Below are 16,298 nucleotides of genomic sequence, written 5' to 3'. Positions count from 1 at the left end.
CTGCGGTAGATGCAAAGAAGATGTAGTATGCAATCGAGCGGGGCATTACCATGGATAGGCATTTTAGCCTCACGCAGCGCGCGCGCGCAGTGGGCCTTGCGGTCTTAACAGCTGGGATCGTTTCTAGCGCGGCCCAAGCGCAAACCTTCCAGTTCTCTAGCTTTGAGATCGAGGGTAACCAGCGCATCGAAGATGCCACGATCCTTAGTTTTATTGACCTGCCGACTGGCCAGTCCGTCTCGGCGGCCCGTGTGAATGACGGGCTTCAACGACTGCAAAACTCGGGCCTGTTTGAGAGCGTTGAGTTGGTCCCCCAAGGCAATCGCCTCATTGTGGTTGTCCAAGAGTTTCCGACCATCAACCAGATTAATTTTGAGGGCAACGACCGGCTCGATGCGGAAATTCTGCAATCGCTGGTCACGTCCCAAGTGCGGCGTGTGTTTTCGCCCCAACAGGCAGAGCGCGACGCGGCCACCATCATCCAGGCCTATGCGGACCAAGGCCGTCTGACCGCGAGTGTCACGCCCAAGATCATTCGTCGCTCCGACAACCGCGTCGATTTGGTGTTTGAGATTTCGGAAGGGCGCACCGTTGAGATTGAGCGCGTGTCATTTGTGGGCAACCGCGCGTATTCGGACCGCCGTTTGCGCCGCGTCCTTGAAAGCACGCAGGCTGGTATTTTTCGCGCACTGATCCGCTCTGACACGTTTGTGGCCGACCGGATCGCGTTTGATCGTCAACTCTTGCGCGATTTCTATCAGGCACGTGGTTACGTCGATGCGCAGGTTCTCTCTGTCAGTTCAGAACTAAGCCCCGAGCGGGACGGTTTCTTTCTGACGTTTCGCGTTCAAGAGGGGCAGCAGTTTCGTTTTGGTGCGCTGACGGCGTCGTCTGATTTATCTGACGTGGACCCGGATCAGTTCCAAGATGAAATTCGCATTGGCGAGGGTAAAACCTATTCGCCCCAAGCGGTTGATGCGACCATCGAACGGCTCGAATTGCTGGCCTTGCAACAGGGTCTCGACTTTGTTCGCGTGACGCCCCGTGTCACCCGCAATGACGAAGCCCGCACGCTCGACATCGATTTCGTCGTGGAACGTGGACCGCGCGTCTTTGTGGAGCGTATTGATATCGAAGGCAACGCGACCACACTGGACCGCGTTATTCGCCGCCAATTTGCGACCGTTGAAGGGGACCCCTTTAACCCACGCGCCATTCGTGCGGCTGCGGAACGTATCCGTGCTTTGGGGTATTTCACCCAATCCGACGTGTCTGCGCGTGAAGGCTCAGACCCCTCGCAAGTCATCGTGGATGTGGATGTAGAAGAGCAGCCAACCGGTTCGCTTGGCTTTGGGGCCAACTATTCGGTGCAGGACGGTGTCGGCCTCGCGCTCACGTTCCGGGAGACAAACTTCCTTGGGCGTGGTCAGGTCGTAAACTTCACACTCGACACAAGCAGTGACAACGCCAATTCGCAGCTGACCTTCGCCGAGCCGTTCTTCCTGACCCGGGATTTGGCGGCATCCTTCAGTGTGTTCTACCGCACAACCGACAGCGAAGACGGCGCATTCGATACGCGCAGCGTTGGCGCGTCAGTCGGTTTGGGCTTTCCCACCGGTGAATACAGTGACCTTCGGATGAGCTACAGCTTTACCCGCGATACGCTGACGCCCGATAGCGTTGCGACTATCTCGCAGATCATCGAGGACGAGCAGGGCACGGCCGACACCTCAGCCATTGGGTATCGCTGGCGTTATGACACGCGCAACGTGGGGCTGAACCCGGATGCGGGCGTGCTGCTGCAATTCGGACAAGAATTCGCTGGCCTCGGCGGTGATGAAGAGTTCATCAAATCGACCTTCCGGTTAGCAGGTGAGACAACCGTTTGGAACGGTGATGTCCTGCTTTTGGCCACGGTGGAGGGCGGCAACCTGACGTCGCTCGGGGATACAGTCTCACGGGAATCCAACCGCTTTTTCAACTCACAGAACATCTTGCGCGGGTTCGAAAGCTCGGGCATCGGTCCGCGTGATTTAAACGCTGGCAACGACCCCTTGGGCGGGAACAACTACTTTGCCGCACGGGTTGAGGCGCAGTTCCCAATCAACCTTGTGCCCGAAGAATACGGCATCTCAGGGGCTGTGTTTTATGACATGGGGTCCGTGTGGGGCTTGGATAATGTGAACGGCGGCACTGGGGGCTTGGACATCGTTGATGACAGCTTTGAGCTGCGCTCGACGATTGGGTTTGGTCTGTTGTGGGATACCCAAATCGGCCCGCTGCGGTTCAACTTTACCAATGCCATCAACGCCGAAACCGCGGACCGCGAACAGTCGTTCGACTTCACCATCAGCACACGGTTCTAGGTCCGTGCGGGACGTGATGCGGCGCGCGTCTGGTCGGGCCTTGGCCCGCACTGTGTTGGCCGCCACTCTTGTGTGGCTACCGATGGTGCCATCGGTGGCCCAAGCGCCGTTGGCCGAGATCCCGCGTCTTGCGATTGTGGTGCTGGACCGAGACGCCCTTTATACAAACAGCCTTTTTGGGCAACGTATTCGGCGGGAAATTGAGGCAGCTTCACAGGCGCTCTCGCTAGAGAACCGACGCATAGAAGCGGCCTTGGTTGCCGAGGAACAAGTTCTGACAGATCAGCGTGGGCAGATGGATCCAGCCGCGTTTCGGGCCATGGCTGATGAGTTCGACACGCGCGTTGAGGAAATTCGTCAGGCCCAAGACGTTAAGGGCAGGGCGCTTGCACAACAGGCGGAACAGGCGTCTCAGTTGTTTTTTGAATTCGCAGGGCCGGTTTTGACCGATCTGGCGCAACGCACGGGCGCATTAGTGGTTTTGGACCGTCGCACCGTTTTGGCGGCTGCAGACCAAGTGGACATCACCCTGCGTGCCATCGCCGAAGTGGATCGGGTCGTTGGGGCGGGCCCTGGCCTAGAGGCGATGATGGACGCACAGGTCCAAGTGCCGACGCAACGCCCCGCAGCCCCGCAATCCCGCGTCCCGCAGCCTGGCACCGACGACAACACGGTGGAAAGCCCCGTTCGCATCGACTAAACCGCACCCATAACGCAGCGCCCTTTGCCCGGCTCGCCCGGGTTGCATCGGCGCCGCACAATCGCGCAGACTGCCCAAAGCAGGCACACGACCCATCCGTCAGGAGCATTCATGACCGACACACCCGCCATCCCGACCGAGGCTGATATCCATCTTATTCAACGGATTATCCCACATCGTTACCCGTTTTTGCTGGTCGACAAGGTGCGTGATATCGTTCCCAATACCTCGGCTATCGGGATCAAGAATGTGACGTTCAATGAGCCGCATTTTCAGGGTCACTTCCCCGCGACCCCCATTATGCCCGGCGTCACCATCATTGAGGCGATGGCACAAACAGCCGCCGTTATGGTCGGTGTGTCGATGAATATGGCCGACAAGGAGTTGCTGGTTTACTTCATGGGCATCGACAAATGTAAGTTCCGTCGAAAAGTCGTGCCCGGCGACGTGCTGGAAATGGCCGTGTCCGTGACGCGCGGCAAACCCGGTGGCAAAGTCTGGAAGTTCGAAGGCAAAGCCACAGTCGAAGGCGAGATGGCCGCTGAGTGCGAGTTTACCGCCATGATGGACCTGCCGAAGGACGCATGAGCATGGCGATTGACCCCACGGCCACGATCCATCCTTCCAGCGTGATTGAGCCCGGTGCCCAAATCGGCGCGGGCGTTCGCATTGGTCCGTTTTGTGTAGTTGGGCCGGATGTGCGCCTCGCGGATCGTGTTGAACTGAAGTCGCACGTGGTGGTTGCGGGCGACACTTCGGTGGGTGAGGACACTGTCATCTTCTCCTTCGCGACTATCGGCGAAATCCCTCAGGATTTGAAGTTTGACGGGGAAAAGACCCAGCTGATCATCGGCGCGCGCAATCGCATCCGTGAGCACGTGACAATGAACACAGGGACCGAGCAGGGCGGTGGTGTGACCCGCGTCGGCGATGACGGGTTGTTTATGGCGGGCTGCCATATTGCCCATGACTGCATCATTGGAAACCGCGTGATTGTGGTGAACAACTCTGCCTGCGCTGGTCACTGTGTGCTGGAGGACGATGTGATCGTCGGCGGGCTGTCGGGTATTCACCAATGGGTGCGCGTGGGGCGCGGCGCGATTATCGGCGCGCTGTCGATGGTCACAAATGATGTGATCCCCCACGGTCTTGTCCAAGGACCACGCGGTGAATTGGATGGCCTCAATCTTGTGGGCCTCAAACGTCGCGGCGTCGCGCGTGAAGATATCACCGCACTCCGGGCCGCGTTTTTGACGCTGAAACAGGGCGAAGGCACCTTTACGGAGCGGGCTAAGCGCATCGGCGACGAAAACGACAGCGAATACGTGCAACAGATGGTTAGCTTTATCATGGGCGCCTCTGACCGCAATTTTTTGACGCCAAAATGATCGCGTTGATTGCAGGGCAAGGGGTGCTGCCACATGTGGTTGCACAGGCGCTTGAGGGTCAGGACTGGCGGCTGTGCGCGCTGGATGGATATGCGCCGTCGCTGCCCGGTCCGGTCCAGACGTTTCGGATTGAGACTTTGGGCAGCTTTATCGCGGGTCTCAAACGCGATGGCGTGACGCAGGTGTGCTTTGCAGGAGCGATAGCGCGCCCACCGATTGATGCCACGCAAATTGATGCCGAGACCATGCCTCTTGTGCCACGCATGTTGCAGGCTCTACAGGCAGGTGACGACGGGGCGCTGCGTACGGTTATCAGCTTCTTCGAGGAAGCCGGAATGCAAGTGATCGGCGCGCAGGACATCGCGCCCGAATTGCTACCGGCTGAGGGTCTTTTGGTCGGAACGCAGTCCGATCAGGACAAGGCTGACGTTAGCCGCGCGCGCGCCGTGCATGCCGCGATCTCGGCGGTCGATGTGGGGCAGGGATGCGTCGTGGCGCGGGGCCAAGTCCTCGCGGTGGAGGCGTTGCCCGGCACCGATTGGATGCTCCGCAGCCTTAGGCCTCCTGCTCAGCCAGTCACCCCACAAAAAGATCCCGGCGATCCGTTGGAATGGGCTTTTGGTAGCGTTTCGGATTGGCTCTCCGGTCCTGATGCGCCCAAGGCCGCTCGGCCCCCGGCCGATTTTGCAAGACCCAGTGGGGGGATCTTTTTCAAAGGGGCCAAACCCGGCCAGGATACTCGCATCGACATGCCCGTAATCGGCCCCGAGACGGTTCGTGGCGTGGCAGAGGCCAAGCTGAACGGGATCGTCCTTGAGGCGGGCGCTGCATTCATCCTTAACCTCAACAACACCCTTCAGGCCGCTGAAAAAGCAGGCATATTCATCTCGGTAGAGAACGCGTGAGCCTTAAGGTCTGGATCATCGCAGGTGAACCTTCGGGGGACCGTTTGGGGGCTGCTTTGATGGCGGGCCTCAAGACACTTGCCCCAGACGTGCGCTTTGAGGGCGTAGGCGGCGCCGAGATGTCGGCGCAGGGCCTGCAAAGCCGCTTTCCGATGGAAGAGCTGAGCATCATGGGCCTGACCGAGGTTTTGCCTCGCTTGCCAGGGCTTCTCGCGCGGGTCAAGGAATGCGCCGATGCCGTCGCACAGACCTCGCCAGATGTGCTGATCACCATCGACAGCCCTGATTTCTGTCTTCGCGTCGCGAGGAAGGTCAAAAGCCGTTTGCCCGGTTTGAAAACCGTCCACTACGTGGCGCCCTCGGTTTGGGCATGGCGGGAACATCGCGCCGAGAAAATGGCGCGGTCCATTGATCACGTGTTGGCGTTGCTCCCGTTTGAGCCGCCCTACATGGAACGCGCGGGCATGACCTGTGATTTTGTGGGGCACCCGGTTACAACCGAACCACTCGCAACGCCGTCTGAGGTTGAGGCCTTTCGCGCAGCCTATGGCGTTGAAAATGCGCCGCTTATGCTCGTGTTACCCGGCTCACGCAGATCAGAGGTCACGCGGCTCGGCACACCCTTTGGTGAGGCCTTGCGCCGTGTCTGTGCCAAGCACCCCGATTTGCGCGTGGTCGTCCCAACCGTGGCCGGCGTTGCCAGTGCGGTGCAGGACGCGGTCCGGAATTGGCCCGGCAACCCCATCGTGCTTGATCCGCGTGACGTGCCCCGTGACATCGCCGCTCGCGACAAACGTGCGGCCTTCGCTGCCGCCGATACTGCGCTGGCAGCCTCGGGCACCGTATCGTTAGAGCTTGCGGCGACCAACACAGCCATGGTGATCGCTTACGATATGAATTGGATTTCACGTCAGATCATCGCTCGCAAGCTCAAGATTGATACAGTCACTCTCGTGAACCTCGTCACGGAAAGCCGCGTCATCCCTGAGTTTTTGGGTGCAGAGTGTCAGCCCAAGGCGATTGCCGATGCATTGCTGACTCTGATCGACGATCCACAGGCCCGCAAAACCCAAGCTGAGATGGCCGAATTGGCTATGAAACGTCTGGGCCGGGGTGGCGAAGCACCGGGTTTGCGTGCCGCGCGATCAGTTCTCAACCAAATCAGCGCATTTTGACATTGCGGGACGGAAAGTCCCAAGGTATCAGCCTCCCTAGGCACCCATAGCTCAGCTGGATAGAGCGCTGCCCTCCGAAGGCAGAGGTCTCAGGTTCGAATCCTGATGGGTGCGCCATTCTCTCAAATGTCAAAACAAACAAAAACGCCACATTTGCGGCGTCGGCTTGGTCTATCTGCTCAATTTGAAAAGGGGTCATGGGGGTAGTGGCGGGGCGGATAGGTCTCAGGCTGGATAGTTACGTAGGGCATTGCGACCCTGTAAAGGAGCTTAGCCTTCGCCTGTTTCCGAACAGCCCGCGTAAGGCCCGGTTTTGGCCGGTGACCTTGTATAGGAGCTTGGTTTGGCCGTTCACACCCCATATGGGGTTCCGCCTCCTTGAGCAGGGAGTATAGCCATGGCCTTTATCGGTGTCGATCTTCATACGAATTCCTTCACGATTTGTCGTCTTCATGACGACGGGTCTGAGGTCTTTGAAACTTTCACGTTGTCGGCAAGCGCCCTACAGGCGTTTTGCATGAGCCTTGATGGCGATGACGAAATTGCTGTCGAGGCTACGGGCAATACAGCGTGGTTTTGCGACGAAATCCGCCCCTGTGTTGGGCGTATCGTCGTGGTGAACCCGCGCCAGTTCCAAGTGATCCGCAAATCAGTCAACAAGACGGACAAGAACGATGCACGATCCCTCGCGTTCTTTTTGTCCAAGGACATGTTGCCGGAGACGCGGCTGAAATCGACAGCGGAGGCCGAACTGGGCTCTTTGGTTGCAACCCGCGACGTCTTCGTCAAGCAACGCACCATGCTGTTGAATAAGATCCATGCCATGTTCGTGCGGCGCGGCACACAGCTGAAGAAAGAGGGGTTGGCCAGCAAGAAGCGCCTACGCGAATTGGATGTGAGCCAGTTCTCGGCGCTTGAACAGGTTGAGCTGAATGCGCTGCGCAATCAAGCGCTCAGCCTGACGGAGACATTGGCCGAATTGGACAAGGCGATCGAGGCCGCTGGCGCGAAGCTGCCAGGGCATGAAGGCATCAGCTCGATCAAGGGGATCGGGTCACGCTCAGCGGCCATTCTGCTGTCGGGGATTGGCAACATCGAAGACTTTGAAAGCGCCGACAAGCTGGCAGCCTATGTCGGCATCGTGCCGAGGGTCAGCCAATCCAACGATACGGACAATCGCGGGCGGATCACCAAACGTGGCAACAAGCTGATGCGGACAACCTTGGTGCAATGCACGCTCATCGCGACCCGCTACTCAGGATATCTGAACGCCTTCTATCAGCGCATCAAGGAACGCCGCGGTGCAGGAAAAGCGATCATCGCCACCGCGCGAAAGTTGCTGTCGATCATCTACGATACACTCAAGAACGGCTGGGTCTTCGAAGATTTTACCAAACTTAAAATCAAACAAAATCAAAGTCCTAATGGACAACCATCATAGGAGGAGACGAACTATGGTCACAGGAAGAACGGATGAATTCCGCAAGGATGCAGTCTGACGAGCGGGGTGACACGCAGGCTGGTTGCGGATGATTTGGGCGTTGGGCTTTCGACGCTTAACAAGTGGGTAAACGCGCACCGGGACACGGATGTGGTCTCGCCCGAGGGTCGCGAGCTGGCGCGCGAGAACAGGATCAGCGTTGAAAGAACACGCAAGTTCAAGGCGACCACAGACAGCGATTATAATTGTTATGACTGTGAATGTGGTATTGCAGCCTGATGGCCTGACCCATGTTATGATTGACTGCGTGTCATTGCGTTGACGTGTCGGCCATCAAGTTGCCCCGGCAGCGGACGAGATGTGACTTCATAGGAGCCTGACGGTCCACATCCCATCATTGGGGGCGTGAGATTGGGAAGCTGGGACATGATGTCCGGCTCATTCCACCTGTTTACGTTAAGCCGTTTGTTAAGCGGCAAAAGAATGACGCGAATGATGCTGAAGCGATCGCAGAGGCAGCGTCTCGTCCAACCATGCGCTACGTCTCGGTCAAGAGCTCCGAGCAACAAGCGCAGGGTATGGTGTTTCGAACGCGAGATTTGTTTGTTCGCCAGCGCTCTCAGTTGGTAAATGCCTTACGGGGGCATTTGGCAGAATATGGCGCCGTCGTTGGACAAGGCATGGTTCAGTTTAGGCGCATGATTGCCAACTTTGATGAGACTGCAGCAGGCCTACCGGGACCAGTTCAAACCCTTTGCCAAGCGTATATCGAACAGATTGTTCTTTTTGACGAAAGGATCGAGGTGCTCGATCATGAGATCAAAAGACGCGCCAAGACTGATGAAGCAACATCGCGGCTTATGACGATCCCTGGAATTGGGCCCATGTGTGCCACAACCATTCAAGCTTTCGCACCGCCAATGGAAGAATTTTCCAACGGGCGTGAATTTGCAGCGTGGTGCGGGCTTGTTCCAAGGCAAAAGTCGACAGGTGGGCGGCAAATCCTCGGTAGAACCTCAAAAATGGGCCAGCGAGACATAAGGCGATTATTAATAACCGGCGCCATGGCCGTCATCCGTTGGGCTATGCGGAAAGGCCCACCACCTGGCTCGTGGCTTGCCAAAATGCTCGCGCGCAAACCCCGCATGCTGGTGGCAACTGCGCTGGCAAACAAGCTTGCTCGGACAGTTTGGGCCTTAACGACTAAGAAGGAAATCTATCGAATTCCACCGCTGGCTGCATAAACATTGCGCCATGCTTTGGAGTAGTCCGGCAATGTGAGAAGGGCGAAGGAGAGTAAGGAACAACGGTCAAAAGACGGGGTTGGGAAAACCAGATAGAAGCCAAGAGCCACGTGCTCGCATCAACGATTTGGACCTAATCCACGGACACCATACAGGCCAGCGGCGTATGAAAGCCGCAAACATAGGCCGGACACACGACTGCACCTGATTACTTGTTCTATCACTTTCCAAAAAACTTCTTGCATTGAAGGGGGCATCCACACATGGCTTCTACAATCCACGTCGACGGCACGCAGCATTGGGCTGGAAAAGCCCGGTCGCTTTTGAGCGAAAAGTGGCTTAAACGAGCACTTGGGGCAGCACAAATACGCGACAAGTCTACTCGTAGTTTGGTATCGGGGAATGTAAATCTATCGGTGTCCTCAAGAGCCACCAAGCGATCGTTGGTTTAGCGACAGCCAACCCGGCTCTGTGCCTCGACCGGTAGGATTCCGTTGTATCAATTTGCCGTGACATCTACATCAAAGATCGTTTCCGTGGCTGACCTCCAATGGGCTAGTAGGTACTAAATCATTGCAAGATAATCATTTTATCTATTTTCGCCGAGTGTCTCCACGTCTTATTCCGGAGTAGAAGGCGGGTTTTGCGCTTTGGCAGCTTCATTGCGAATAGGTGCTATCGCAGAGCGGGTTGGCGCCGTTACTGCTGACATATTTCCGATCAGAAACCTATGGATCTTCGTGAGGTCATGTCGTGCGATCTTTAGCGGCTTACCCTTGCATACGGATGTATTCTCTCTTGCCTCGTGGGAAAAAATATTTAACGTTGGGAAAGTAAGCGAGGGAGAAGCGCTATGGCTTTGGACGGCAAAATCGGCGACGGCAAAGGGGTCTGGAAGTCAGGCCGAGGCAAGGGTCGCGCTACGCCAAAGGGCCGTCAGTACGATGATTTAGCTTTGACTGAGGTTCGGGCGCTACTTGGTGATCGTCCTCGTTCTCGTGATCTTTTGATTGAGTTTTTGCACCTGATCCAAGACGCTTACGGTCATCAGTCTGCCGCACACCTGCGCGCTCTGGCCGAAGAGATGAAGCTGCCCATGGCCGAAGTTTGGGAAGTGGCCACGTTTTACGCACACTTCGACCCGATCCGCGAAAACGATCCGGTGCCCCCTAGTCTGACGATCCGCGTGTGCGATTCCCTGTCGTGCGAACTGGCCGGTTCCGAGGCGCTGATCGAAGCGTTAGAGTCTGGCATGGATGCGTCCCAGGTGCGGGTCTTGCGCGCACCCTGCATGGGGCGGTGTGATACCGCGCCGACCTTGGAATTGGGCCACAACCACATCGACCACGCCACGGTCGCGAAGGTCGAGGCTGCAATTGCGGCTGGTGACACCCACCACAGAATGCCCGCCTATGAGGCCCTGGCGGCTTATCGCGCGGCCGGCGGCTACGCCCAGCTAGAGACGCTCCGTGCGAGCGGTGACTGGGAGGCGGTCCAGGAAACCGTGCTGTCCTCTGGCTTACGCGGCCTCGGGGGCGCAGGCTTCCCGTCGGGTAAAAAGTGGGGCTTTGTCCGCGCCAACCCAGGGCCGCGCTACTTGGCGGTGAACGGCGACGAGGGCGAGCCGGGCACGTTCAAAGACCGCTACTATCTGGAACGCACCCCGCATCTGTTCCTGGAGGGGATGTTGATCGCCGCCTGGGCCGTTGAGGCTGAGACCTGCTTTATTTACATGCGCGACGAATATCCGGCGGTGCTGGAAATTTTGGCGACCGAAATCAAAGCCCTGGAAGACGCCGGCCTGGTGCCCTCGGGCTACATTGACCTGCGGCGCGGGGCGGGGGCCTACATCTGCGGCGAGGAATCGGCGATGATTGAAAGCATCGAGGGCAAGCGAGGGCTGCCTCGTCATCGGCCTCCGTTTGTGGCGCAGGTGGGTGTCTTTGGGCGTCCGACCCTGGTGCATAATGTCGAAACCCTGCACTGGATTGCGCGCATCATGCGTGAGGGTCCCGAAATTTTGTCGTCCGTGGAACACAATGGCCGTGTGGGTCTGCGCAGCTATTCGGTGTCTGGGCGTGTGGCCAACCCCGGGGTGTACCTGTTGCCTGCAGGGTCCACGATCACAGATATCATTGCGGCAGCGGGGGGCATTTCGCCCGGTCATGTGTTCAAGGCCTACCAGCCCGGCGGGCCGTCTTCTGGGCTGCTGCCTGCGTCGATCAACGACGTGCCGTTGGATTTTGACACGCTGCAACCCTTGGGGTCCTTTATCGGATCGGCGGCTGTGGTGGTTTTGTCGGACCAGGACAAGGCGCGTGACGCAGCCCTGAACATGCTGCGTTTCTTTGAGGCGGAATCCTGCGGTCAGTGCACGCCGTGCCGGGTGGGATGTGAAAAGGCGGTTAAGCTGATGCAGGCTGACACCTGGGACAAAGACCTGCTGGAGGATCTGTCCCAAGCGATGGTCGACGCGTCTATCTGTGGCTTGGGCCAAGCCGCCCCCAACCCCATTCGTTTGACCATGAAGCATTTTGCTGAGGAAATCTGATGTCTGATACGATCAAGTTCACATTAGACGGCGCCGAAGTCACCGTGCCCGCTGGCACCACCATTTGGGAGGCTGCCCATGGTCGCGGCCTTGTGATCCCGCATCTGTGCCACAAGCCCGCGCCCGGGTATCGCCCCGACGGGAACTGTCGCGCCTGTATGGTCGAGATTGAGGGGGAGCGGACGCTCGCCGCGTCCTGCATTCGGGAGCCTTCTGAGGGGATGGTGGTGCACACCGACACCGAGCGCGCGACCAAGGCCCGTGCCATGGTCGTCGAGATGCTTCTGGCCGATCAACCGGAGCGGGAGGCGTCCCACGACAAATCCAGCCACCTTTGGGACATGGCCGAGCTGAACGGCGTGAGCGAAAGCCGCCTGCCCACGCTGGAGGCAGAGCGCATTCCGCTTCTGGACGACAGCCACGTGGCGATGTCGGTGAACCTCGATGCCTGCATCTCCTGCGGGCTGTGCGTGCGCGCCTGCCGCGAGGTGCAGGTGAACGACGTAATCGGCATGTCCGGGCGCGGCCACGACAGTTATCCGACCTTCGACTTTGGTGACCCCATGGGCGACAGCACCTGTGTGGCCTGTGGCGAATGCGTGCAGGCCTGCCCCACCGGGGCGCTGATGCCCGCCACGATGGTGGACGAAAATCAGGTGGGTGATCGTGCCGACTATGATCGACAGGTCGAGTCCGTCTGCGCGTTCTGCGGCGTCGGCTGCCAGATCTCCATTAAGGTCAAGGGCGACAAGGTCAAATACGTTGAGGGCATCAATGGCCCTGCGAACGAAGGCCGCCTGTGCGTGAAGGGTCGGTTCGGCTTTGACTACATCCACCACAACCACCGCCTGACCACGCCCCTGATCCGTCGCGACGACGCACCCGCCAAAGGGTTGAACGTGGACCCCGGGGACCTGATGACCCACTTCCGCGAGGCCACCTGGGACGAGGCGTTGGATTTTGCCGCGAACGGCCTAAAGGGCCGGGGTCGCGAAGTCGCGGGCTTTGGCTCGGCCAAATGCACGAACGAAGAGGCCTACCTCTTTCAGAAGTTCATCCGTCAAGGGTTCGGCCATAACAACGTGGACCATTGCACCCGGCTGTGCCACGCGTCCTCCGTCTCGGCCCTGCTGGAAAACGTCGGATCGGGGGCTGTCACGGCGACCTTTAACGAGATCGAGAATGCCGATGTCGCCATCGTGATCGGGGCCAATCCGATCGAGAACCACCCGGTGGCGGCCACCTACTTCAAGCAGTTCACCAAGCGCGGCGGCAAGCTCATCGTGATGGACCCCCGTGGTCAGGCGCTCAAACGCTTCGCCACCCACATGCTGCAATTCCGCCCCGGCGCGGATGTCAGCATGCTGAACGCGATCATGCACACGATCGTGGAGGAAGGACTGTACGATCAACAATACATCGACGCCTACACCGAGAATTGGGAAGCCGAGAAGGAACACCTAAAGGCCTTCACCCCCGAAAAAATGTCCGAGATCTGTGGCATCCCGGCGGAAGACCTGCGCGCCGTGGCCCGCACCTTTGCCGGGGCCAAGGCGGGCATGATCTTCTGGGGCATGGGTGTAAGTCAGCACATCCACGGGACCGACAACTCCCGCTGCCTGATCAGCCTTGCGTTGATGACCGGCCAAGTGGGGCGCCCGGGATCGGGTCTGCACCCGCTGCGCGGTCAGAATAACGTGCAAGGCGCATCGGACGCAGGGCTCATCCCAATGTTCCTGCCCGATTACCAAACGGTGACGGATGATGGCGTGCGCAGCGCGTTTACGGATGTGTGGCGGTCATCGGACTTCTCCTCTGAAAAGGGTCTCACGGTCACGGAAATCATGGACGCTGTGCATGAAGATCAGATTAAGGCGATGTATATCCTGGGCGAAAACCCGGCGATGTCGGACCCGGATGTGGATCACGCGCGCGACGCGTTGGCCAAGCTCGATCACCTCGTGGTGCAGGACATCTTTCTGACGGAGACGGCAAACTACGCCGATGTCATCCTGCCCGCCAGCGCGCTCTACGAGAAATCCGGCACGGTCAGCAACACCAACCGGCAGGTGCAGATGGTGCGCCCCGCCGTGACGCCGCCCGGGGATGCGCGCGAGGATTGGTGGATCGAGACGGAGCTGGCAAAACGCTGCGGCCTTGATTGGACCTATACCCACCCCAGCCAGGTGTTCGATGAGATGGCGATCAACATGAAGTCGCTCAGCAACATCACATGGGATCGTCTAACCCGCGAGGCCGTGACTTACCCGAGCCTCAGCCCCGAGGACCCCGGCCAGGCTGTGGTTTTTGGCGATGGCTTCCCCCGGGCGCAGGGCCGCGCGCGGTTCACACCCGCCGACGTCATCGCCCCGGACGAGACACCGGATGCCGACTACCCGATGATCCTGACCACAGGGCGGCAGCTGGAACACTGGCACACCGGGTCCATGACACGCCGCGCGACGGTCCTCGATGGGTTGGAGCCGGAGGCGAACTGTTCCCTACACCCGTCTACCTTGCGCAAACTTGGCGTGGAGCCAGGCGGTATGGTCCGCCTCAGCACTCGGCGCGGTACGGTCGAACTCTTGGCACGCATGGACCGCGCCGTGGCCCCCGACATGGTGTTCCTGCCGTTTGCCTACGTCGAGGCCGCTGCCAACCTTCTGACTAACGCCGCAATCGACCCCTACGGCAAAATCCCAGAATTCAAATTCTGCGCCGTAAAAGTCGAAAACCCAAATCACGCCCTAGCGGCGGAATAGAAAATCTCAGGGAGAGAGAGATGTCTTACAAGACCGATATTGAAATTGCGCGTGAGGCGCGGAAGCAACCGATCCAGGAGATTGGGGCGAAGTTGGGCATCCCGACCGAAAGTCTGCTGCCCTATGGGCACGACAAGGCGAAGGTGGGGCAGGACTTCATCAATTCGGTCCAAGACCGCGAAAACGGGAAGCTGATCTTAGTGACCGCGATCAACCCGACCCCTGCGGGCGAGGGGAAGACGACGACGACCGTGGGTCTGGGCGATGGTCTGAACCACATCGGCAAGAATGCGGCGGTGTGCATCCGCGAGGCGTCCTTGGGTCCGAACTTCGGGATGAAGGGCGGGGCCGCCGGGGGTGGCTATGCGCAGGTCGTACCGATGGAGGACATGAACCTGCATTTCACCGGGGATTTCCACGCAATCACCTCGGCGCATTCGCTTCTGTCGGCGATGTTGGACAACCACATCTATTGGGGCAACGAGCAGGAGATCGACATCCGCCGTGTGCAGTGGAAACGCGTTGTGGATATGAACGACCGTGCGCTGCGTCAAATCACGGCGTCCCTGGGCGGTGTGGCCAACGGTTTCCCCCGCGAGGCGGGCTTTGACATCACCGTGGCCTCCGAGGTCATGGCGATCTTGTGTCTGGCAAAAGATCTGAAAGACCTGGAGACGCGCCTGGGCGATATGATCGTGGCCTACCGCCGCGACCGCAGCCCGGTATTCTGTCGTGATATCAAGGCGGAAGGGGCGATGACGGTTCTGTTGAAGGACGCGATGCAGCCCAATCTGGTGCAGACGCTGGAGAACAACCCGGCGTTTGTGCATGGCGGACCGTTCGCCAATATCGCCCACGGCTGTAACTCTGTGATTGCGACGACGACGGCGTTGAAGCTGGCGGACTATGTGGTGACGGAAGCAGGCTTTGGCGCGGATCTGGGTGCCGAGAAGTTCATGAACATCAAGTGCCGCAAGGCTGGACTGGCACCAGATTGTGTGGTGCTTGTGGCCACGGTGCGGGCGATGAAGATGAACGGCGGCGTGGCCAAGGCCGATCTGGGTGCGGAAAACGTGGATGCCGTCAATGACGGCTGCGCCAACCTGGGCCGCCACATTGGCAACCTCAAATCCTTCGGCGTGCCAGTGGTCGTGGCGATCAACCACTTCGTCACCGACACCGACGCAGAGGTGCAGGCGGTGAAGGACTACGTGGCCAGCCAAGGGTCCGAGGCGATCTTGTCGCGGCACTGGGAGCTGGGCTCCGAAGGCTCCGCTGATCTGGCGCGCCGTGTGGCCGAGATTGCCGACAGCGGGACAAGCCAGTTTGCGCCGCTCTACGCTGATGAGCTGAGCCTGTTTGAGAAAATCGAACGTGTTTCCAAGGGGATATACCGCGCGGACGAGGTTCTGGCGGATCAGAAAATCCGCGATCAGCTGAAGCTGTGGGAGGATCAGGGTTATGGGCACCTGCCTGTCTGCATGGCCAAAACCCAGTATTCCTTCAGCACCGATCCGACCTTGCGCGGTGCGCCCACGGGGCACTCGATCCCGGTGCGTGAAGTGCGTCTGTCGGCGGGGGCGGGGTTCATCGTGGTGGTCTGTGGAGAGATCATGACGATGCCGGGCCTGCCACGCAAACCGTCGGCGGAGGCGATCCACCTGAACGATGCGGGCCAGATTGAAGGGTTGTTCTAGGACGATTTTGCCTTTGCAAAATCTGTCCAGTGGAAGGCAGCGTATTTGCTTGTAAATGCGCGTTTCCGC

Annotated in this window: 10 protein-coding genes, 1 tRNA gene and 2 pseudogenes; all 13 read left to right on the top strand. The window is 59.0% G+C overall.

Annotated features, from left to right (window positions below):
* The first annotated feature begins 50 nt into the window (after positions 1-50).
* Positions 51-2,366: an outer membrane protein assembly factor BamA gene (gene bamA / locus PM04_RS02120; RefSeq protein ID WP_052068387.1), complete on the top strand. Its 2,316-nt coding sequence runs from the start codon at positions 51-53 to the stop codon at positions 2,364-2,366.
* Positions 2,367-2,382: 16 nt separating this feature from the next.
* A complete protein-coding gene (locus PM04_RS02115) occupies positions 2,383-3,066 on the top strand; it encodes an OmpH family outer membrane protein (RefSeq protein ID WP_052068386.1) in 684 nt (227 codons plus the stop codon).
* 111 nt (positions 3,067-3,177) lie between these two features.
* Positions 3,178-3,654 (top strand): 3-hydroxyacyl-ACP dehydratase FabZ, encoded by a 477-nt coding sequence (fabZ, locus tag PM04_RS02110; protein ID WP_038003194.1) that lies wholly within the window; start codon positions 3,178-3,180, stop codon positions 3,652-3,654.
* A gap of 2 nt (positions 3,655-3,656) precedes the next feature.
* The gene (gene lpxA, locus PM04_RS02105) at positions 3,657-4,454 is read left to right on the top strand and encodes an acyl-ACP--UDP-N-acetylglucosamine O-acyltransferase (RefSeq protein WP_038003192.1); all 798 of its coding nucleotides are present in this window, start codon (positions 3,657-3,659) and stop codon (positions 4,452-4,454) included.
* Positions 4,451-5,359 (top strand): LpxI family protein, encoded by a 909-nt coding sequence (locus tag PM04_RS02100; RefSeq protein WP_038003190.1) that lies wholly within the window; start codon positions 4,451-4,453, stop codon positions 5,357-5,359. The genes lpxA and PM04_RS02100 overlap by 4 nt, the downstream gene beginning before the upstream one ends.
* The gene (lpxB, locus tag PM04_RS02095) at positions 5,356-6,534 is read left to right on the top strand and encodes a lipid-A-disaccharide synthase (protein WP_038003188.1); all 1,179 of its coding nucleotides are present in this window, start codon (positions 5,356-5,358) and stop codon (positions 6,532-6,534) included. Before PM04_RS02100 ends, lpxB begins: the two co-directional genes overlap by 4 nt.
* Positions 6,535-6,574: 40 nt before the next feature.
* Positions 6,575-6,651, top strand: a tRNA-Arg gene (locus tag PM04_RS02090).
* A 280-nt stretch (positions 6,652-6,931) separates the two neighbouring features.
* A complete protein-coding gene (locus tag PM04_RS02080; RefSeq protein WP_052077282.1) occupies positions 6,932-7,975 on the top strand; it encodes an IS110 family transposase in 1,044 nt (347 codons plus the stop codon).
* Positions 7,976-7,988: 13 nt separating this feature from the next.
* Positions 7,989-8,164: pseudogene (locus tag PM04_RS02075) on the top strand (IS3 family transposase); the annotation flags it as partial.
* A 194-nt stretch (positions 8,165-8,358) separates the two neighbouring features.
* Positions 8,359-9,219, top strand: a pseudogene (locus PM04_RS02070) (IS110 family transposase); the annotation flags it as partial.
* An 853-nt stretch (positions 9,220-10,072) separates the two neighbouring features.
* Positions 10,073-11,770, top strand: a complete 1,698-nt coding sequence (locus tag PM04_RS02065; RefSeq protein WP_038003184.1) for an NAD(P)H-dependent oxidoreductase subunit E — start codon at positions 10,073-10,075, stop codon at positions 11,768-11,770.
* Positions 11,770-14,532 (top strand): formate dehydrogenase subunit alpha, encoded by a 2,763-nt coding sequence (fdhF, locus tag PM04_RS02060; protein WP_038003182.1) that lies wholly within the window; start codon positions 11,770-11,772, stop codon positions 14,530-14,532. Before PM04_RS02065 ends, fdhF begins: the two co-directional genes overlap by 1 nt.
* 20 nt (positions 14,533-14,552) lie before the next feature.
* Positions 14,553-16,229 (top strand): formate--tetrahydrofolate ligase, encoded by a 1,677-nt coding sequence (locus tag PM04_RS02055; RefSeq protein WP_038003180.1) that lies wholly within the window; start codon positions 14,553-14,555, stop codon positions 16,227-16,229.
* The last annotated feature ends 69 nt before the right edge of the window (positions 16,230-16,298 follow it).

Origin of the sequence: Thalassobacter sp. 16PALIMAR09 (assembly GCF_000765485.1) — a bacterium.
Classification (GTDB): Bacteria; Pseudomonadota; Alphaproteobacteria; order Rhodobacterales; family Rhodobacteraceae; genus Thalassobacter; species Thalassobacter stenotrophicus.
The sequence above is the reverse complement of the archived record's forward strand: the minus strand, read 5'-3'. Positions and strand labels throughout refer to the sequence as shown.